Source organism: Bacteroides sp. BFG-637, from assembly GCF_024793605.1.
Taxonomy (GTDB): Bacteria; Bacteroidota; Bacteroidia; order Bacteroidales; family Bacteroidaceae; genus Bacteroides; species Bacteroides vicugnae.
This window is the reverse complement of record NZ_JANUPD010000002.1, coordinates 101,497-121,845: the sequence shown is the minus strand read 5'-3', so window position 1 is coordinate 121,845 and position 20,349 is coordinate 101,497. Positions and strand designations below refer to the sequence as shown.

Here is a 20,349-nt window from a genome sequence, read left to right as displayed (position 1 = left end):
ATTTATATACTACCTTTGCCACACTAACTAACAATTACGTAATAAAATAAGAAACTTATGGCAACACCTCCGTTTAAGTATCAGCCCATGTTTGAGAAGGGAAAAGATACAACTGAGTATTATCTGCTTACAAAAGACTATGTATCAGTAAGCGAGTTTGAAGGAAATCCCATCCTGAAAATTGAGAAAGAAGGTTTGACTGTGATGGCTAATGCAGCTTTTCGTGATGTGTCATTCATGCTTCGTCGTTCACACAACGAACAAGTTGCTAAGATTCTGAGTGATCCGGAAGCAAGTGAAAACGATAAGTATGTGGCACTGACTTTCCTGCGCAATGCGGAAGTTGCTTCAAAAGGTGTACTTCCTTTCTGTCAGGACACTGGTACTGCTATTATCCACGGTGAAAAAGGACAACAGGTATGGACTGGATATTCTGACGAAGAGGCTCTTTCGCTGGGTGTATATAAAACATATACTGAAGAGAACCTGCGTTACTCACAGAATGCGCCTCTGAATATGTACGATGAGGTAAATACCAAATGTAACCTCCCCGCACAGATTGACATCGAAGCTACCGAAGGCATGGAGTATGAGTTCCTTTGCGTAACAAAAGGCGGTGGATCTGCCAACAAGACATATTTGTATCAGGAAACAAAAGCAATCCTGAATCCCGGTACACTGGTTCCGTTCCTGGTTGAAAAGATGAAAACATTGGGAACAGCCGCTTGTCCTCCTTATCATATCGCTTTCGTTATCGGAGGTACTTCTGCTGAAAAGAACCTGTTGACAGTGAAGCTGGCTTCTACTCATTTCTATGACAATCTGCCGACTACCGGAAACGAATATGGCCGTGCATTCCGCGACATCGAACTGGAAAAAGAAGTTTTGGCAGAAGCTCATAAAATTGGATTGGGCGCGCAATTCGGAGGTAAATATCTTGCTCATGACGTACGTATCATCCGTTTGCCTCGTCACGGTGCTTCTTGTCCGGTAGGTTTGGGAGTATCTTGCTCTGCCGACCGTAACATCAAATGTAAAATCAATAAGGAAGGTATCTGGATTGAGAAACTGGATTCAAATCCGGGTGAGCTTATTCCTGTAGAACTGCGTCAGGCAGGTGAAGGTGATGTGGTAAAGATCGACCTGAACCGTCCGATGTCGGAAATCCTGAAAGAACTGACTAAATATCCGGTAGCTACCCGTCTGTCATTGAACGGAACGATCATCGTAGGTCGTGACATTGCTCATGCTAAACTGAAAGAACGTTTGGATCGCGGCGAAGACTTGCCACAGTATATTAAGGATCATCCTATTTATTATGCAGGTCCGGCAAAAACTCCGGAAGGCATGGCTTGTGGTTCTATGGGTCCTACTACAGCAGGACGTATGGACTCTTATGTAGAACTGTTCCAAAGTCATGGCGGTAGCATGGTAATGTTGGCAAAAGGTAACCGTAGCCAGCAAGTGACAGATGCTTGTAAGAAATATGGTGGTTTCTACCTTGGTTCTATCGGAGGTCCGGCAGCTATCCTTGCACAGAACAACATCAAGAGCATCGAGTGTGTGGAATATCCGGAATTGGGTATGGAAGCTATCTGGAAGATTGAAGTGGAAAACTTCCCTGCATTTATTCTGGTAGATGATAAGGGTAACGACTTCTTCAAACAGTTGAAACCGTGGAATTGTACTAAATAATCGGTTTAACTCCGTTTATATAAGACTTTGAGAAGACGGTGTAAAAGCCTTTAATTAAAAAATCCCCTCATTACAATCGTGTAGTAAGGGGATTTCTCATTTTAAGGACTTTCCGGATATTCGCTTTGGTAGGGTAAATATCAGTCTTTGATTATTTATTCTGTTCTTTCTTCCATTTCTCGTATCTTTTCAGCACCTTACTTCCATCTTTGTTATACCAACTATAACCATTCCGGCGTTCGTGTCCGATTTCCGAGATATCATATTTTTTTATACCGTCACGATCACAGAAGAAGGGCCGATTAGTTTCCTGTTCATAAAAGCGTGCCCAGAGAGTGGGGCAGTCTTCACAAGGAACCATACGATAGTCTTTTTTCCCTTCGCTGTTAGTGAAATATTCTTTTTGTAGCCCTTTGATTTCAGACTTCTGGAACCATTTGATGGCTCCTTCTATCGATTTTACAACTTCTGTAGATGGATTGGGGAGTGACATAAGTAGTAATACAATGTTGTCTGACTCCTGCCCGCTTAATGACGGAAGTTCGTAAGCACGTGCTTTGCATGGTTCCAGAGTGACACGGTCGTGCTGCGCACACCATACTGCCAATTCTCCGTTTTGGCGCACTTGTGTTTTGAGTATACACTCTATGCCTTTATCAAAAGCTTTGCGTGCCTGTTTGCAGATATCTTCAGGCAGGAAAGTGTAAGGAGTCTTCTTTTCGTATATTTCCCGAAGCTGATTCATCACTCTTACCATGGCGTTGTCATTGTAGGTGATTTGTATGTAATAACCTTTGGGGCGTGGATAGAATTGAGGCCATCCACCATTTTCATATTGCGCTTTGAGCAGATATTGGATGCCGTTCAGAACTCCTTCTTTATATTTTTCTTTTTGAGTAGCCAGATAAAGCCGTGCCAGATATTCGATTTCCGTAGTGGTGGCGTTGTTGTCGATTGTGCTTTGGTTGGTATCCTCTTTGGCCTTTAATGCTGCCTTATATTCCTGTTCTGTCAGTTCTGCCGGCATATAGATATTCTTGGGCCAGCCTCCGGTGGTTTGCTGATACAGTAACACGTTGTCACCAATGCGTAGGGCTTCTTCCGTCTTGAAGAAATCGTCGTCAAATTTGGGAGCGATGTGTACCCATTCTTTGTAATTTTGCTGTTTTCTGTAATCTGCTGCTTTTTGGGCTGAGATGTTTGTCAGGATAAAAAGTAGGAATAAGAAAAGACTTGGTTTTCTCATGGCTTTGTTATTTAATGTTTGGAAACTACTTCCTTATTCCAGAAACTTCGTAATTTTTCCACTGATCTGTAACAGGGATATTTCGCAGAGCTTCGTATTGTATTCGGCGGAGAGGATGCGTTCTTCTGCATCTAACAAACTCTTTTGTGCTTCGCGTACTTCAAAACCGGAGAGATCTCCCTGTATATAACGATCCATGGCAATATCGTGGTTGTCCTTGGCAGTTATCAGATTCTGTCGTTCCAGATTCAGCAACTGGAGGTTGTTGCGATAGGCTTGCCATAGATTGCTGAGATCGGAACGGAGTGCTAGCTCCAGGTCCTGCCGTTCCAGACGACGATTCTTGAAAGCCAGACTTGCATTTCTCTTTTCCCTCCGTCGGTTTCCGTCGAATATGTTGAAGCCGACAGTTATTCCGGCATTAAAGCCCAGATCACCTCTTCTGCTGTTTGCATTGATGTCATACTTGTTGAACGTATATCCATATCCGGTATTTAATTTGAGATACGGATAGTTGCGCGAGTTTATTTTCTTGTAGTCCAATTGGGCAAGTACCGTATTCTGATCCGCCTTTAGCAAAGAAGCATTGGTTGCCAATGTAGAATTCCATAAATCATCAAATTGCAAGTCGCTGTGTACGTCGATGGTGGAATCTTTGATAATAATGTTTTGGTTTACATTGTTGTTGGCCATCAGCTCGTTCAACTGGATTCGTGAAGAATGCAGCAATTCCTGTTGTTTGATATATTGGGCACTGTCTGCATTGAAGTCCACCTTCGCCTGCTGATAATCCAGCCCTGAAAACTTTCCGACCAGATGGCTGGCCTCTGCTATACGCAAGCGTTCTTTGGAAAGTGACATTGCATAATGAAAGTTTTTCAGACGGATCTTCTGCTGGATAAAATTATAATATTCCGAAGTCAGGGCTGCAATAAAGTCCTCAATGGCAATACGGGTATTTGTTTCGCCTTGACGCTCCAGTTCTTTCAGCTGTTTGTATGTAGTACTAATATTAAACCCGTCGAAAATAGTCCAGTTGAGGTTGAGACCGACGTTAACCGTCTGATCGTAGACGCCGTTGTTTTTTGTTATCTCTCCGGTAGCACGCGCTTTTGTTTCAATATTGTCCAGATTCCCGGTGTATCCTGCAGAAAAGTCCAATGTAGGCAGATATCCGGCATTCCCTAGCGTTGCATTATTCTTGCTGATCTGCTCTTCATTATGTACGATACGTAGAGAATAATTGTTTTGTAATCCCTCCTCCAGGCAATCTTTCAGGGTGCGTATCTGTTGTGCCTTAGCAAAAGAGACTGATAAGAAAGCACAGGCAATGGTAATATAGATGATGTGTTTCATGCAGATTCCTTTCTGTTTCATTCTTGTAATTTTTTGATTCGGTTAGTTGAAATGTAACTGTAAATAGCCGGTACAATATACATCGTGAGCAGAGTGGAGACCACCATACCACCCACAACTGCCGCACCCATGGCAATACGTTGGTTACAACCTTCTCCGGTGGCAAACGCCAGCGGGATAAGTCCCAAGACCGTAGAAGCACTAGTCATCAGAATCGGACGTAGGCGTTGCAGGGCGGCATCTTTAATAGCGTTTATTTTGTCCTCTCCGGCTTCCTGTTTCTGATTGGCAAATTCCACAATAAGAATACCATTCTTTGCCACCAGGCCGATCAGCATGATAATACCGATCTGGCTGAAAATATTCATTGTAATATTGTTGAAATACATGAATACCAAGGCTCCGGCAATAGCCAACGGCACTGTCAACATAATAATCAACGGATCTTTGAAACTTTCAAACTGGGCGGCCAGAATCAGGTAGATCAGAAGGATTGCCAAAATGAAAGCAAACATCAGACTGGAAGAACTTTCGCGATATTCCTTGGAGTCTCCTGCCAGAGCAGTACGGAAGGTATCATCCAGTGTCTCTTTGGCAATCTTGTCCATTTCGTCGAGACCTTGTCCGATTGTTTTGCCATCCGCCAAACCTGCGGAAATGGTAGCAGACACAAACCGGTTGTAGCGATATAACTTTGGAGGAGCAATTCCGCTCTCCAGTTCAATCAAGTTATCCAGCTGAATCATATCCCCATTATTGCTACGTACATAAATAGCTTTCAGGTCGGCAGGCTTGTTACGTTGCTGGCGATTGATTTCCCCAGAATTTCATACTGTTTCCCGTTCATATAGAAATATCCCATACGCTGACCGCTCAATCCGTATTGCAATGTCTGAGCAATGTTTTTAGTGCTTACCCCCATGATGCTGGACTTGTCACGGTTGATTTGTATACGGGCTTCCGGCTTGCTGAATTTCAAGTCGACGTCCGCCATTTGGAAAACAGGATTTTCGTATACCTTAGCCATAAATTTAGGCAGCACTTCTTCTAATTTTTCCAGATTGGTGGCTTGAAGTACGTATTGGACGGGCATACTTCCACGGCGTCCGCCGAAAGAAGATTGCTGCTGTACGAATGAACGTGCCATCGTTTTCTTCTGTACCGCTTTCGAGATATTCTCGGCAACTTCCATCTGTGTGTAGTTACGGTCTTGCATATCCTTCAATGTGATGCGTACATTTCCGCTACCACTGGATACACGGGCGGTAACAGCTTCTGCATCGGGAAGGATAGAGTCTACCAGTTGATTAATATCCTCCGTGTAATCCCGGATATATTCGTAAGTGACACCTTCTGCCCCCCGGGTGTTAATACTGATTTGCGAACGGTCCTCAAGTGGAGCCATTTCTGCGGGAATGGCATTCCATAGAAAACCGATCAGACAAATGGTGATGAAGGTAAATGGAAGAGCAATCCAGCGTTTGCTGAGGAAAGCGGCAAGTGACCGGCTGTACAGCCGGTTCATTCCTTCGAAGAATGGCTCGGTCTTCGCATAAAACCAACTTTGCTTTTCCCTCTTTATAAGCAATTTCGTTGCCAGCATCGGAGTGAAAGTCAATGCCGCAAACGAAGAAATGATGACTGAACCCGAAATAACGATACTGAATTCCCGGAACAATCGTCCTGTCATTCCATCCATAAAGACGATAGGGAAGAATACGGCAACCAGCGTGATAGTCGTTGAGATGACGGCAAAGAAGATTTCTTTAGCTCCTTCTATTCCCGCTTCTTTGGGAGCCATTCCCTTTTCAATACGGATATAAATATTTTCTGTCATAACGATGGCGTCGTCCACCACCAACCCCACCGACAGTACGATGGCGAGCATGGAAAGTACATTAATGGAGAATCCTGCCAGATACATAACAAAGAATGCTCCGATCAGAGAGACAGGGATTACGATACAAGGCACCAATGTGACGCGCCAGTCACGCAGGAAGAGGAAGATAATGATGATTACGAGTACAAAAGCTTCATATACAGTCGATTTAACCTCATTGATAGATGCGCGGATAAACTTGGTGTTGTCAAAACCATAATTATAGTGCACATCTTCCGGCAAATCTTTTTTCATCTGCTCCATGCGTTGATATACAGCATCCGCGATTTCAATATGGTTGGCACCCGGCTGTGGAATGACTACGACACCTACCATAGGAACTCCGTTCATTTTCATATAACTTTTGATATCGGCGGGTCCCAGTTCTGCACGTCCGATATCACTGAAACGTACAATACGGTTATCCTCTTCTTTGATAATCAAATCATTGAATTCATCTGCAGTATGCATCAATCCCAGTGTGCGGATAGTCAGTTCGGTGGTATTTCCTTCGATACTACCGGAAGGAAGTTCCACGTTTTCATTGTCCACGGCATTTTTAACATCGATAGGAGTAATACCATATCCTGCCATCTTTACCGGGTCGAGCCAGAGGCGCATGGAGTAACGTTTTTCTCCCCAGATAGATACACTACTAACGTCGGCAATCGTCTGTAATTGTTCCTTTACAGTCAAATCTGCGATTTCGCTCAATTCCAATAACGTGCGCTTGTCACTTTGAAGAGCAACCATCAGGATGGGCATGGCGTCAGCGTCCGCTTTTGAAACGGTCGGAGGGTCACAGTCGCGGGGCAGATAACGCTGGGCACGTGAAACCTTGTCACGTACGTCATTGGCCGCCGTTTCCAGATCGACGGACAATTCAAATTCTACCGTGATGCGGCTTTGTCCCTGCTGACTCACACTGGACAAAGAACGGATACCGGGAATACCGTTGATATTCTGTTCCAACGGTTCGGTTATTTGATTCTCGATAACATCGGCATTAGCTCCCGGATAAGAGCAGCTGACAGAAATGATCGGATTATCCACCGACGGATACTCACGGACACCCAGATAATTGTATCCGATGAATCCGAAAAGGAGGATGATGATCGTTAATACTGTGGCTAATACCGGGCGACGTATACTTAATTCGGATATATTCATAAGGTGCTGGTATTATTAATCAATGTTGTCAAGAGTAACGGCAAGTCCGGTACGTAGTTGCAGTGTTCCTGAAGTAATGATGGTATCTCCCATGTGTAATCCTCTGATCACCTGCACTTCAGATGCGGTGCGGATGCCGGTAATAATATCCACCGGTTCGGCTTTTCCTGATTTATACAGATAGACCTTGTCTTTACCCATTTCCGGTACAATTGCTTCTGTGGGAATGGCAATTGCGTTAGGTATTTCATCCTTTTTCAACAGCACGCTTGCGTAACGGCCGGGAAGCAGGATGTGATTGACATTCGGGTATAATGCACGGGCGGTAAACTGATGCAGGTTCGGGTCAATAGCTGATTCCACAGCATACACTTGTGCGCCGAAAGCATCCAAGTTTCCTTCAACGCTGAAGTTCAGGTTAGTCCCCTTCTTGATTTGCTTAGCATAACGTTCCGGTACGGAGAATTCCACTTTCAATGGAGCGATTTTAGTCAGTTTGGCAACAACAGTGGTCGGAGAGGCATAAGTACCGACACTGACTTGGCGAAGTCCGATCACTCCGTCGAACGGAGCACGAAGTTCGGTTAACTCGATATTGGTTTTGATGATCTCTATATCTGCGTTCAGGGTTGCCAAATCCGTTTTCACCTGTTCGTAAGCTTCTTTACTGACGGCATCCCGTTTCAGCAGAGCATCTTGGCGGAATACACGGTCTTCTGCCAGTTTTAATTGTGAAACGAGGCGTTGTAATTGTGCCTGCAACTGCCGGTCGTTTACTTTGGCAAGCAACTGCCCTTTCTTTACGGCCGTTCCTTCTTCGAAGTTGATTTCCACAATTTTTCCCGAAGTTTCGAAAGACAAATCCACTTCCTCATCGGGTAGAAGTACGCCGGTAGTGGTAAACTCGTCTGTCAGGGATTGTGGCTTTATGACTTTAGCATTTACATTTAGAACTTGTTTTCCTTTTTTCTGATTGCCGCCCATCACTTTGTCGGCAGCTGCTAGTTCGTCGTTTTTTTTCGGTAATTGTGAATAGATTCCTCCACCGATAATTCCGGCACCAACAAGAATAATGATGCCCCATTTAGTTTTTTTATTCATGGTTTAGTATTGTATATAGCAGTTATGATACATCTTTAGAGATTAGACTTCCCCCGTCGGGAAAGGTTTAAAGAAAGAAAGGGTAAAAAAGAGTTAATCAGTAAGCAGCCCGATATTTGCCTTCCTCTTTATCCTCCAGCATATTTAAATAAGAGGTATAGCGCGATTCGCTGATAAGGTGTTCTTCTACGGCCTTGCGTACGGCACATCCGGGTTCATGACGGTGAGTGCAGTTGCCATATTTGCAGTCGGCGGAAGTCTTGAATATTTCGGGAAAATAATGCCCGATTTCCTCTTCTTCCATATCGAATGTGCCGAACCCCTTGATGCCCGGAGTGTCGATAATGTAGCCATTTCCCTCCACGGGGAACATTTCGGAGAAAGTAGTGGTGTGCATACCTTTGTTATGGTAAGAAGAAATCTCGCCGGTCTTGGCTTCTATGCCCGGCAGTATGGAATTGATAAGAGTCGATTTGCCGACTCCCGAATGTCCGGAGAATAAAGTGATCTTGCCTTCCAATGCCTTTTTTATTTCGTCCACCCCATTACCGTTTTTTGCAGAAACCTTGAAACAAGGGTAACCGATCTGTGTATATAGGTTGATAAGTGCGTCCAGATAGCGGAGTTCATCCTCGTCGTAAGCATCTACCTTGTTGAATACTAGTTTGACGGGAACGCGATAAGCTTCTGCGGATGCAAGAAAGCGGTCAATGAAAATAGTGGAAGTTTCGGGGTAGTTGACGGTTGCTACCAACATACACTGGTCGAGATTGGCGGCAAGGATGTGGGATTGTTTGGAAAGATTGGAAGAACGGCGGATGATATAGTTTTTCCTGTCTTCGATCTCGCTGATAAAAGCAGTTCCTTCCTGATTAAGTATAATCTGAACACGATCGCCCACTGCGACAGGATTGGTGCTGCGAATCCCTTTCAGTCGGAAATTACCCTTGATTTTACATTCGATAGATTGTCCGTCATCGGTTTTCACCTGATACCAACTACCCGTGTTTTTGATTACTAATCCCTTCATAAATTGAGGTTGAGAATTGAGAATTAAAAAATGAGAATGAACTGTGACATGTAGTATGCCGCACTTTATTTCTCAATTTTTAATTCTCAATTTTCAATTTAAACAGTCATAATTTCTTTATCCTTTTCAGCCAGCATATCATCGATTTGCTTGATATACTTATCATGGATTTTTTGCAGTTTGGCTTCCGCATTCTTCTGTTCGTCTTCTGCCAGTCCGTCTTTTACAGCTTTCTTCAGTGCGTCGATACCGTCACGACGAGCGTTACGTACACTTACTTTAGCTGTTTCACCTTCTCCCTTACACTGTTTTGCCAGTTGTTTACGACGTTCTTCCGTCAAAGGAGGAATACCGATACGGATCATTTCACCATTGTTTTCGGGCATGATACCGAGGTCAGAGTCGATGATTGCTTTTTCGATAACGCGGAACATGCTTTTATCCCACGGCTTGATTACGATACTGCGGGCGTCCGGAGTAGTAATTGCTGCTACATTGCTGATAGGCACCATACTTCCGTAAGAATCTACGCGGATACCATCTAATAAGCGGGCACTCGCTTTTCCAGCGCGGATATGTGCCAGTGCTTCTTCCAGATACATGATGGCCATGTCCATTTTTTCTTGTGCATTGTCAAGGCAAGTCTTTACGTCTACCATATTTTTTGAGATTTAAAATTGCATTTTGATTGATTAAGTAGCAAAAGTATATTATTTTTTGTTCATCTGCAACAGCATTCCCATCTTTTTTATGAGTGACTTACCGATGATAATCAAGGTAACAGCGGTGATAATCATTAAAATACCTGCCATTAACCGGGGAGTCAGTTTTTCGTGAAACAGGAGAACACCGAAAAATAGAGCTGTCACCGGTTCCAGGGCACCCAGTATGGCTGTTGGAGTAGAGCCTATGTAATGGATGGCGAGTGCGGTACAGATCAGTGATACGGCAGTCGGCAGAATGGCTAGTGTCAGTACGTCGGCCCAGAGCCAGACTGACGGTATTATTTGTAGCTCCGTACAAAAATTTAAACGGACGATATAAACCGATAGTCCGAACAAAATGGCGTAAAATGTAAGCTTGGTGGTCGGCAGGTTTTTCAGTGTCGAACGGTTCACGCCTACTATATATATAGCATAAGAGAGTGAGGACAACAGAACAAAGATGATTCCCAAAGTCGACAGCGGTTTGTTTCCATCTCCCTGATAGAGCAAGGCGATACCTGAAAGCGCCAGCAGGATGGAAAAGACGGTAATTGCGGAAATCTTTTCTTTGAAGAATATCCCCATAATGACAGCTACCATCACCGGGTAGACAAAGAGAATGGTAGAAGCTATTCCGGCATCCATATAATTATAGCTCATAAACAAAAGCAGTGATGAAAAAGAGAATAGCAATCCCATAATGACTAAGGGCAAAACGTCTGCCTTGTGAAGCGCAAAGGATTGATGCTGCATTTTCATCAGAATACCCAGTACGATTGCGGCGAAGAAATAACGGTAGAATAAAACGGTATCGACACTCATTCCGGCTGCATAGAGCGGAAGTGCAAAAAGAGGATTCATACCGTAGCTGGCAGCGGCAATCGCTCCATAGATAAAACCTTTGGTTTTTGGGGTCATTGTTCTATTTTTTATTGGCGTGCAAAAGTACGCAGTTCACCAATGATAAACAAGTGTTTAGGCGGTTGATAGTATAATTTAATCTTTCGTATGCTAAAAACTATTTCTTAGTAAAGAGGGAACTAATCTTGTTTATGCATAAAATTAATCGTCTGACAGTTGTTGAACTTGCGTCTGACTACTGTTGAACTTTCGTCTGACAACTGTCAGACGAAAAAGAATCAACTGTCAGACGATTAATTTTATTCGATCGGGGGATTAGTTATATGCAGTCCGGGGGATAATTAACAGGTAGTAGCCAGACAGTTTTTTGAATAAATGCTTGCATATATCTTGGATTTTCTCGAATATTGCATCCGAATTATCGAAAAACACTGATGACCAAAGCTAACTTTCTTGTTATTTACTGCCTGTTTATATCGGTACTTTGTTGCATGGCAAATGTGACGAAGGATATCAATATGCGTTTTAAAGATGTAAGGCAAGGACTTTCGCATCAAACGGTCAATTGTTTCTATCAGGATGAATTCGGATTTTTATGGATTGGTACTCAAGACGGACTGAATCGCTTTGACGGTCGTAAATTTGAAGTCTTCAAACCGGATAACGCGAATCCCTATTCAATCAATATAAATAATATCCGGCAGGTTTGCGGAAACAGGGAAGGATTGCTTTTTATCCGTAGTTTGCAGAGTGTGACGCTTTATGACATGCGTTTGAACCGCTTTAAGGTGCTGCGTGAAGGAGAAGTTGCAGGAATCTGCTATGCGCACGACGCGTTGTGGATAGCTACCGGAAAAGAAATCTATCGTTATCGTGACCTTGACCAGGCGCCCGAATTATTCTTTTCATTTTCTTCGGATGGCGGGGATGTATTGATGAACAGTCTAATGGTTCGTCAGAATCAGACCGTGGTGGTGGGTACTTCTTCCAAGGGTATTTATTGTATCGATCAGGCTGCTCATATCACCTGTCATATTGATGTGGGGGCTGTTAATTCAATTACGGAAGACAGAAACGGGAGCATCTGGATAGCTACCAGAAACCGGGGACTTACCCGGTTGGAGGCAAATGGGGAGCTTACTCATTACAGATATAATAAGGTGGCTGATCATACGATCAACCATGATAATGTGCGCCATGTGACACAAGCCAATGATAGTCTTCTGTATATCGGAACTTATGCCGGTTTGCAGACTTTAAATCTCTCTACCGGAGAGTTTACGGATTATGAATATGACTTGAATGTGGAGGCGGCCGATACACGTTCCATCATTTCGATGCATTACGACACTTCGGGAACTTTATGGCTGGGCACTTTCTATCAGGGAATACAATATTATAATGTAGCGAATGATGCTTATCACTTTTACCGTTCGTCTACGGCTGTTGGCGGGCATTTGAATTCCTATATCATCAGTTCCATTGCCGAAGACCGTTCCGGGCGGATCTGGTTTGCAAGTGAAGGAAGCGGATTGAACTATTATGATAAACATGCCAAACGTTTTTTCCCGCTTAAACATTTATATGCTCAAGAGCTGTCTTTTAAGATTGTGAAGTCTCTGTATTATGAGAAAGAACCGGATTATCTTTGGGTAGCTTCGCTTTATCAGGGCATCAACCGGATTAATCTGTCGACCGGACATATAGAATCTATTTCGGAAAATATCGATACTCCGGAAGGAAAAACAGTCGACAGGGCCTATAATCTGGTAAAAATGATAGAGTTTGCCGGTCATGATTCCTTATTGATAGCCGCCAAGGGTGGGCTGCTTGTATTGGATAAAAAACATCTCCGGTTGCATCATTTCGAACATCCTTCTTTAGCTTCCAGACATTTGTCGCAGGTTTGGGATATGACGTTTGATAAAGAAGGGGATTTATGGCTGACCACTTCTTTTGATCTGATACGGGTCAATTTGAAAGCAGGCATTTCCCATAGTTATCCTTTCTCTCAAATAGCGCAGAGCACGGCGCAGCACCACATTAATCACATTTTATGTGATAGAAAAGGACGTATATGGCTGGGATCGACGGGATCGGGAATTTATCTGTTCGATAAGAAGAAAGATATCTTTGTAGGATACGGAGCGAAGCAGGGACTGGAGAATGGATTTATCACCGGATTGGTAGAGAGTCCGCTGGACGGTTCCATTTATGTGGCAACGAATGGCGGTTTCTCTAAATTCAATCTAGCCACTACCACATTCGAGAACTATAACAGGCAGAGTGATTTTCCCTTGAATAACGTGAATGACGGAGGGCTGTACATTGCGTCCGACCACGATATTTATGTCTGTGGACTGGCAGGTATCGTTTCCATAGCCCAGGAGAAACTGAACAAGCAGTCTGTGGAGTATAATGTGTTCGTAAAACGCGTGCTTGTGGATAATACGGAAATTCAACCCCTTGATTCGTTGGGACTTATCAAGGAAACGGTATTGTATGAACATCAATTAGTATTGCCGCCCAGGTATTCTTCCGTCACTTTTGAGATAGCGAGTAATACCCTGAATAATATTTCCAACATCGGTCTGGAATATAAACTTGAAGGATTTGATAACGAATATATGAAGGCGGGAGATAATACGATGGTTACTTATACCAATCTTCATCCGGGGCGTTATACTTTTCATGTTCGTGGCGACCAGTTGCGCATTCACGATCAGGAAGCACCTTCTGCCAGTTTTGAGCTGATAGTGGAGGCTCCCGTTTATCAACGGGCATGGTTTATTTTGCTGATGATATTGGCAGGTATCCTTATTGCAGGCTATATTATCCGTATGTTCTGGATACGGAAAACCTTGCAACATTCTCTATTGGCCGAGAAACGGGAAAAAGAGTATATCGAAAATGTGAACCAGTCCAAACTACGTTTCTTTACCAATGTATCGCATGAGTTCCGTACTCCGTTAACGCTTATATCCAGTCAGCTTGAGATGCTCCTGATGCATAAAGACATGATCCCCGAGGTGTATAATAAGATTTTGGAGATTTATAAGAACTCCCGCCGGATGAATAATCTGGTGGATGAGGTGATTGATATCCGTAAGCAGGATCAGGGATATCTGAAATTGAAAATTTCCAAAGAGAATATTGTTGCGGTGATAGAGGAGATTTGTTGTTCTTTCTATAGCTATGCGCAGCTGAATAAGATCGATCTCCGTTTTTCTTCCACTTTGAAAGAAGCGGATTTGTATATTGACAAGACGCAGATAGAGAAAGTGTTCTATAATCTATTGTCCAACGCTTTTAAATATACGAAGCCCGGTGACTGGATTTCTGTAGAATTGGCAGCGGAAGGAGAGAATGACATTGTGATTTCAGTCAACAATTTGGGTGTCGGTATTGAAAAGTCCAAGATCAAACATGTATTTGAACGGTTTTGGCAGGATGATTCGGCAACAACTACACGGACTGTCAAAGGATCGGGTATCGGGCTGGCAATGGCAAAAGGTATTGTGGAATTGCATCAGGGAACTATCGGAGTGGAAAGTGAGCCGAATGGAATAACGTCTTTTATCGTTACTCTTCACCGGGATGCAAATGTGAATGTGGAAGCATCTTCCTCTGCAGATGAACGCGTTGCCGAACATTATGTAATAGAGCCTCAAGAAATCTCGGAAATGGTGAAGCCGGATAAAACGGTGAAAATACTGATTGTGGAGGATAACCCGGAGATGCGTAAGGTGTTGGCACAGATTTTTGAACAGATATATGATGTATATACGGCTGCCGACGGACAGGAAGGATTGGAGCAGGCTTCTTCACTACAACCACAGATGATTGTGAGTGATATTATGATGCCAGTCATGTCCGGCCTGGAGATGTGCGAGAAGTTGAAAAGCAATTTGCAGACCAGTCATATTCCTGTGGTATTGCTGACTGCCCGCAACCGGGAAGAACATACCTTAGAGGGCTTGCAGACGGGAGCGGATGATTATATCTCCAAACCTTTCAATATCAAGATATTGGTGGCCCGTTGCAATAATATCATCCAGACTCGTAAACTGCTCCAGCAGCGGTTTGCCCGGAATGATGAACCTAAAGTGGAAGATCTTCCATTTAATCCGATCGATAAAAAGATGCTGATGGATGCTACGGCGATTGTGGAATCTTATATTGATAATGCAGACTTTGACGTAGCCACTTTTGCACGGGAGATGTGCATGAGCAGAACGTTGCTTTTCACCAAACTGAAAGCATTGACCGGACAGACCCCGAATGACTTTATTTTATCTTTGAGACTGAAAAAGGCAACAGAAAAATTAATCAATGATCCCAATGCCCTGATTGCTGATATAGCATTTGATTACGGCTTTTCTAATCCAAGTTATTTTATCCGGTGCTTTAAGAATGCTTATGATATTACTCCGGCTGCTTATCGAAGAAAACACGCAAGTTGTTAATATATAGCGTTTTATGTGTTTATCTCTTAGCGAGAATTGTACTATTTGAACTTTTATACGGACGATTCTATTATTCGAAATCGCTAATTATTTGGATTTTTGCGCTGTAATCATTCAAATTATTACATAGTATGAAAAACATCGTAATTAAATGGGCTGTGTTCCTGACAGCCTTTCTTATCTCTTTAGAGGTTAGTGCTCAAAACGTCAGAGTTTCTGGAGTTGTGACAGACGCACTTGGACCAATCCCCGGAGCTAATATTATGGAGGAGGGGACTACTAACGGTACAGTGACGGATGTAAATGGAAAATATTCAATCAGTGTATCTGCAAAATCTACCCTTGTTTTCTCTTGTATAGGATATAAGGAACAGAAGATACGTGTCGGTACGAAAACGGTATTGAATGTGGATATGGTAGAAGAGTCGAAAATGCTCGATGAATTGGTCGTTGTCGGTTATGGAGTTCAGCGTAAGAGTGATGTGGCAACTTCGGTAGCCTCGGTCAAAGCGGATGAAATGAAGACATTTCCCGCCGGCAATGTGGCTGATATGTTGCGTGGACGTGCCGCAGGTGTGAATGTAACGAGCAGTTCGGGACGTCCGGGATCGACTCCTTCGATCACCATTCGCGGTTCCCGTTCTATCAGTGCGGACAATGCTCCTTTATATATCATAGATGGTTCTCCTTCCAGTGCAACGGAGTTTAGCACGTTGAGTGCGGACGATATTGAGTCGGTTGAAATTCTGAAGGATGCTGCATCGCAGGCTATTTATGGAGCACGTGCCAGTGACGGTGTGGTACTGGTTACTACCAAACGCGGTAAAGCCGGAAAGGTGGAAGTCAGTTATAATGGTTATCTGGGTATCCAGTCCCTATGGAGAAATTTTGATTTTTATTCTCCCGAAGAATATATGCAGCTTCGCCGTGAAGCGAAGGCACATGATAAGGGAATTGTTGATGCACGTGAGATTTCGATAGCCGAGGCATTGGAAGATGAGGTTATGCAGCGGGTATGGGCCAGCGGAAAGTTTATCGACTGGGAAAAAGAAATGTTCAGAAATGCAATTTACCATAATCATGATGTCAGTGTACGTGGAGGAACAGAGAAAATCAAAGTATCGGCAGGTGCCAACTATTTTGACCAACAGGGAATGGTGGTTACCGGATCGGGATACCAGAAGTTTTCTTTAAGGTTGAATCTGGACTTTGAAATATCAAAGTGGATTAGTTTTGGTATCAATTCTTCTTATGCGATGACTAAACAAGATCGTGAGGATGGTAACTTTAATGATTTTATTACCAGTTCCCCATTGGCGGAAATATACGATGCGGATGGCAAGTATACAAAGTATATCAACTCGGAAGGAAATTATAATCCTTTGTACCGTGCCCAGCATTACGGACGTGAAGTCTCCCGCGATAATTACCGCCTGAACTTTTTTATGGATGTGAAACCTTTCAAGGGATTCAATTATCGTCTGAATACTTCCGTTTATAATCAGACATCTGAAGACGGCTCCTATAAAGATTCCCAATATCCGGGAGGCGGAGGAACAGCTGTGCTCGACGAATCACGCACGCAGAACTGGCTGGTGGAGAATATTGTGACTTATAAAGTGCCTATCCGCAATAAGAAACATCAGTTGACGTTGACCGGTGTGCAGTCTGTCGACCATAATGGCTCGAAGTCTATCGGCTATTCAGTAGAGAATCTTCCGGTAGATAAAGACTGGAATTTCATTTCTCAAGGTGAGTTTACAGGCAAGCCCCGTCGTCAGTTTAATGAAAATAATCTGGTGTCGTTCATGGCTCGTGCACAGTATTCGCTTTTAGACCGTTATCTGTTGAATGTGGCTGTTCGTCGCGACGGTTCCAGCCGTTTCGGAAAAGAAAATAAATGGGGTACATTCCCGTCGGCTGCTTTTGCCTGGCGTGTAAATCAGGAGAATTTCCTAAAAGATGTGTCGTGGATTGATAACCTCAAACTGCGTGTCAGTTATGGTATTGTTGGTAATCAGAACGGTATCGGCAATTACACTACTTTGGGGCTCGCAGATAATAAAGGATATGAGTTTGGAGATACTTTCCAGATGGGATATTTGCCGGGTAAGGAGCTTTCTAACCCGAACTTGAAATGGGAACAGTCTGCAACGGCTAATTTAGGTGTTGATTTTAGTTTCTTCAATGGTCGCCTGAATGGTACGGTGGAATATTACAATACGCATACGAAAGATCTATTGGTGGAACGCTCTTTGAATGCATCACTTGGATATACCACTATGCTGGATAATCTGGGAAAGACGAAATCCAGTGGTATCGATCTTTCTTTAAATGGTGATGTGATACGTACGAAAGAGTTTACCTGGTCGCTTGGAACCAATTTCAGTATGTATAAGAATGAAATTGTCCGTATTGACGATACGCTCGATGAAAATGGTAAACCAGCCAGTCAGGTAGCACAGGGGTGGATTATCGGAGAACCGATTAATGTATATTATGATTATCTGGTAGACGGAATTTTTCAGTATGATGATTTTGATATCACTCGTGACGGTACGGGGAATCTGGTATATATGCTGAAAAACACCTATGACAGTAACAATGACGGTGTAGCCGACAGCCCGATTGATTACGGCGGCGCTATTGAACCGGGTATGGTTAAGGTGCGTGATAACAATGGAGATGGAAAGATCACGGCAGATGACAGAGTGCCTATCCGGAAGGATCCGAAATTTACCGTCTCTCTTTCTTCCACATGGAACTGGAAAGGATTTGACTTGTTCATGGATTGGTATGGAGTTTCCGGCAGAAAGATAAAGAATAGTTATTTGTATGACTATAATTCCGGAGGTTCTTTGCGCGGAAAACTGAATGGAGTGAAGGTGGATTACTGGACTCCGTTCAATCCGTCGAACAAATTCCCGCGTCCTTCTTATAGTGCAGACCCTTCTTATTTGAGTGCCATCGCTATTCAGGATGCATCTTATATCCGTTTACGCACCTTACAATTGGGATATACTTTCCCGGCCGGACTATTGAAGAATACTCCGATTCATAAATTGCGTCTGTATGCAACTGCTACTAATTTGCTGACATTTACGGAGTTTAAGTCTTATAGTCCCGAACTGACTCCCGGGTCTTATCCGGAGTCCAAACAATATGTATTTGGTGTCAATGTTTCATTCTAAAATAAAGAATCCTTATGAAAAAGTTAATATATACAGCCTTTGTCATCTGCGGAATGTTGACCGCTTCCTGCTCGGATTTATTAAATCTGGAATCAAAGACAGACGTGACGAACAATTATCTGTTCACTACTCCCGAAGGGTTGAATACAGCTGTCACAGGTCTGTACTCTCTGGCACGTGAATTGCCGGGTGGAGCGGATAATAATGAATCCAATCTGTACATCGTTACTATGTGTGACTTTAATACGGATATTGCGATACTTAGAGCAGGTGTTTCTACTTCAATCGGACGTTTGAATACGAGCTTTACTCCAAGTACTGGGGATGTCAATAAGTTCTGGAAATATCACTATGGTATTATTGGAAAAGCAAATGAAATTATTGTAGCCGCAGAAGCCCTGGGGCTGGACGACAGCGATGTGCTCCATGCATGGAGTGAAGCGAAATTCTTCAGAGGACGGAGCTATTTTGAACTCTGGAAACGCTTTGACCGTCTTTATCTGAATATCACCCCGACCACTGTCGACAATCTGAAACGGGAATACAAACCGGCTTCTCACGCAGAACTGATGACACTGATTACAACTGACTTGGACGATGCCATGAAAGGATTGGACTGGTCGCTTCCTCTAAATAATGGAAATGTATTGTATGGACGGGTAACAAAAGCTACTGCCAAACATGTCCGTGCACAGGTTGCCATGTGGGAGTCGGATTGGGATACAGCCATTGAGGAATGTGAGGATATCTTTAAGCAGGAAGGCATCTACTCGATGGAAAAGAAAGCCGAGAATGTATTTAATGGGGCAGATTTGAAATCTCCGGAAGTGTTATGGAGTTTCCAATATTCACAAAACTTGGGTGGAGGTGGTTCCGGAACTCCGGTTGCCGGACATCGTATCTCTATTCAAACCACTACCCGGATCAATAAAATTTCAGGTTGTATCAATACGGCCGATCAGGGTGGATATGGTTGGGGACGTATTTATCCGAATACCTATCTGTTGAGTCTGTACGATCAGGCAAAAGATACGCGATATAATGAGTTGTTTATTCACCGTTTTAAATACAATGACCCGACTTCTCCTAAATATGGAGAATTGATTCCTCTAACACAGAGTTCCAGCTATTGTGAAACACTGCATTTTATGTCGAAAAAATACTTTGACCAATGGACGACGGCTGATAATCCGGACCGGACAACGGGTTTCAAGGATCTGATTGTCTATCGACTGGCAGAAACTTACTTAATGGCGGCAGAGGCATATATGCGTCGTGACGGAGGTATGAGTACAGATGCTTTGCGCTGTTACAATAAAACATGGGAACGTGCGGGAAATGATAAATTTGCAGGTCCTCTGACACAGGATATACTTTTGGATGAATATGCCCGTGAGTTGAATTTTGAAGGCGTTCGCTGGCCTTTGTTGAAACGTTTGGGACTCTTGGGCGAAAGAGTGAAAGCGCATTATGGCGAGACGAAGGCTGAAAACCCTTATCTGGATAAAGACTATGCGGAATGCCGTACCAGTTTTGTGGTTGGAAAGCACGAATGTTGGCCTATTCCACAGGAACAGATTGACTTGATGGGGAAAGAGAATTTCCCACAGAATGAGAACTGGTATTAAGCGATTGATTATCTGTAAAACA

10 protein-coding genes and 1 pseudogene are annotated in these 20,349 nt (G+C 43.4%); 4 read left to right on the top strand and 7 right to left on the bottom strand.

The genetic code is table 11. From position 1 onward, the window contains the following. Positions 1-57 precede the first annotated feature (57 nt). A complete protein-coding gene (locus tag NXX38_RS00515; protein ID WP_148365285.1) occupies positions 58-1,695 on the top strand; it encodes a fumarate hydratase in 1,638 nt (545 codons plus the stop codon). Between the two features lie 151 nt (positions 1,696-1,846). Here the strand turns inward: NXX38_RS00515 and pelA are convergent, their stop codons facing one another. The 7 genes and pseudogenes from pelA to NXX38_RS00480 all read right to left on the bottom strand — a co-directional run bounded on the left by pelA (position 1,847) and on the right by NXX38_RS00480 (position 11,099). Next, entirely contained in the window at positions 1,847-2,941 is a 1,095-nt protein-coding gene (gene pelA, locus NXX38_RS00510; RefSeq protein WP_258978289.1) for a pectate lyase, read from the bottom strand. 33 nt (positions 2,942-2,974) lie between these two features. Then, the gene (locus NXX38_RS00505) at positions 2,975-4,318 is read right to left on the bottom strand and encodes a TolC family protein (protein ID WP_148365283.1); all 1,344 of its coding nucleotides are present in this window, start codon (positions 4,316-4,318) and stop codon (positions 2,975-2,977) included. After that, positions 4,315-7,346: pseudogene (locus NXX38_RS00500) on the bottom strand (efflux RND transporter permease subunit). The gene NXX38_RS00505 and the pseudogene NXX38_RS00500 overlap by 4 nt, the downstream one beginning before the upstream one ends. Positions 7,347-7,361: 15 nt before the next feature. Beyond that, positions 7,362-8,447, bottom strand: coding sequence for an efflux RND transporter periplasmic adaptor subunit (locus tag NXX38_RS00495; RefSeq protein ID WP_148365281.1), 1,086 nt, complete (start codon positions 8,445-8,447; stop codon positions 7,362-7,364). Between the two features lie 97 nt (positions 8,448-8,544). Further along, positions 8,545-9,477, bottom strand: coding sequence for a ribosome small subunit-dependent GTPase A (gene rsgA, locus NXX38_RS00490; RefSeq protein ID WP_148365280.1), 933 nt, complete (start codon positions 9,475-9,477; stop codon positions 8,545-8,547). A 98-nt stretch (positions 9,478-9,575) separates the two neighbouring features. Then, entirely contained in the window at positions 9,576-10,136 is a 561-nt protein-coding gene (gene frr / locus NXX38_RS00485; protein WP_004299198.1) for a ribosome recycling factor, read from the bottom strand. 51 nt (positions 10,137-10,187) lie between these two features. Next, a complete protein-coding gene (locus NXX38_RS00480; protein WP_148365279.1) occupies positions 10,188-11,099 on the bottom strand; it encodes a DMT family transporter in 912 nt (303 codons plus the stop codon). Positions 11,100-11,476: 377 nt separating this feature from the next. On the opposite strand from NXX38_RS00480, the gene NXX38_RS00475 reads away from it, so the two are divergent. The 3 genes from NXX38_RS00475 to NXX38_RS00465 all read left to right on the top strand — a co-directional run bounded on the left by NXX38_RS00475 (position 11,477) and on the right by NXX38_RS00465 (position 20,327). Next, complete coding sequence (locus NXX38_RS00475; protein ID WP_258978288.1) at positions 11,477-15,508, top strand: response regulator; 4,032 nt, start codon at positions 11,477-11,479, stop codon at positions 15,506-15,508. 131 nt (positions 15,509-15,639) lie between these two features. Next, positions 15,640-18,699: a TonB-dependent receptor gene (locus NXX38_RS00470; RefSeq protein ID WP_258978287.1), complete on the top strand. Its 3,060-nt coding sequence runs from the start codon at positions 15,640-15,642 to the stop codon at positions 18,697-18,699. A gap of 14 nt (positions 18,700-18,713) precedes the next feature. Then, complete coding sequence (locus tag NXX38_RS00465; protein ID WP_258978286.1) at positions 18,714-20,327, top strand: RagB/SusD family nutrient uptake outer membrane protein; 1,614 nt, start codon at positions 18,714-18,716, stop codon at positions 20,325-20,327. Positions 20,328-20,349: the final 22 nt, after the last annotated feature.

What these genes read in the sequence shown, in the direction of transcription:
- frr (WP_004299198.1), bottom strand. Translation starts at nt 10,136, where the DNA reads ATGGTAGACGTAAAGACTTGCCTTGACAATGCACAAGAAAAAATGGAC.
- rsgA (WP_148365280.1), bottom strand. Translation starts at nt 9,477, where the DNA reads ATGAAGGGATTAGTAATCAAAAACACGGGTAGTTGGTATCAGGTGAAA.
- NXX38_RS00480 (WP_148365279.1), bottom strand. Translation starts at nt 11,099, where the DNA reads ATGACCCCAAAAACCAAAGGTTTTATCTATGGAGCGATTGCCGCTGCC.
- NXX38_RS00495 (WP_148365281.1), bottom strand. Translation starts at nt 8,447, where the DNA reads ATGAATAAAAAAACTAAATGGGGCATCATTATTCTTGTTGGTGCCGGA.
- NXX38_RS00475 (WP_258978288.1), top strand. Translation starts at nt 11,477, where the DNA reads ATGACCAAAGCTAACTTTCTTGTTATTTACTGCCTGTTTATATCGGTA.
- NXX38_RS00470 (WP_258978287.1), top strand. Translation starts at nt 15,640, where the DNA reads ATGAAAAACATCGTAATTAAATGGGCTGTGTTCCTGACAGCCTTTCTT.
- NXX38_RS00465 (WP_258978286.1), top strand. Translation starts at nt 18,714, where the DNA reads ATGAAAAAGTTAATATATACAGCCTTTGTCATCTGCGGAATGTTGACC.
- pelA (WP_258978289.1), bottom strand. Translation starts at nt 2,941, where the DNA reads ATGAGAAAACCAAGTCTTTTCTTATTCCTACTTTTTATCCTGACAAAC.
- NXX38_RS00515 (WP_148365285.1), top strand. Translation starts at nt 58, where the DNA reads ATGGCAACACCTCCGTTTAAGTATCAGCCCATGTTTGAGAAGGGAAAA.
- NXX38_RS00505 (WP_148365283.1), bottom strand. Translation starts at nt 4,318, where the DNA reads ATGAAACAGAAAGGAATCTGCATGAAACACATCATCTATATTACCATT.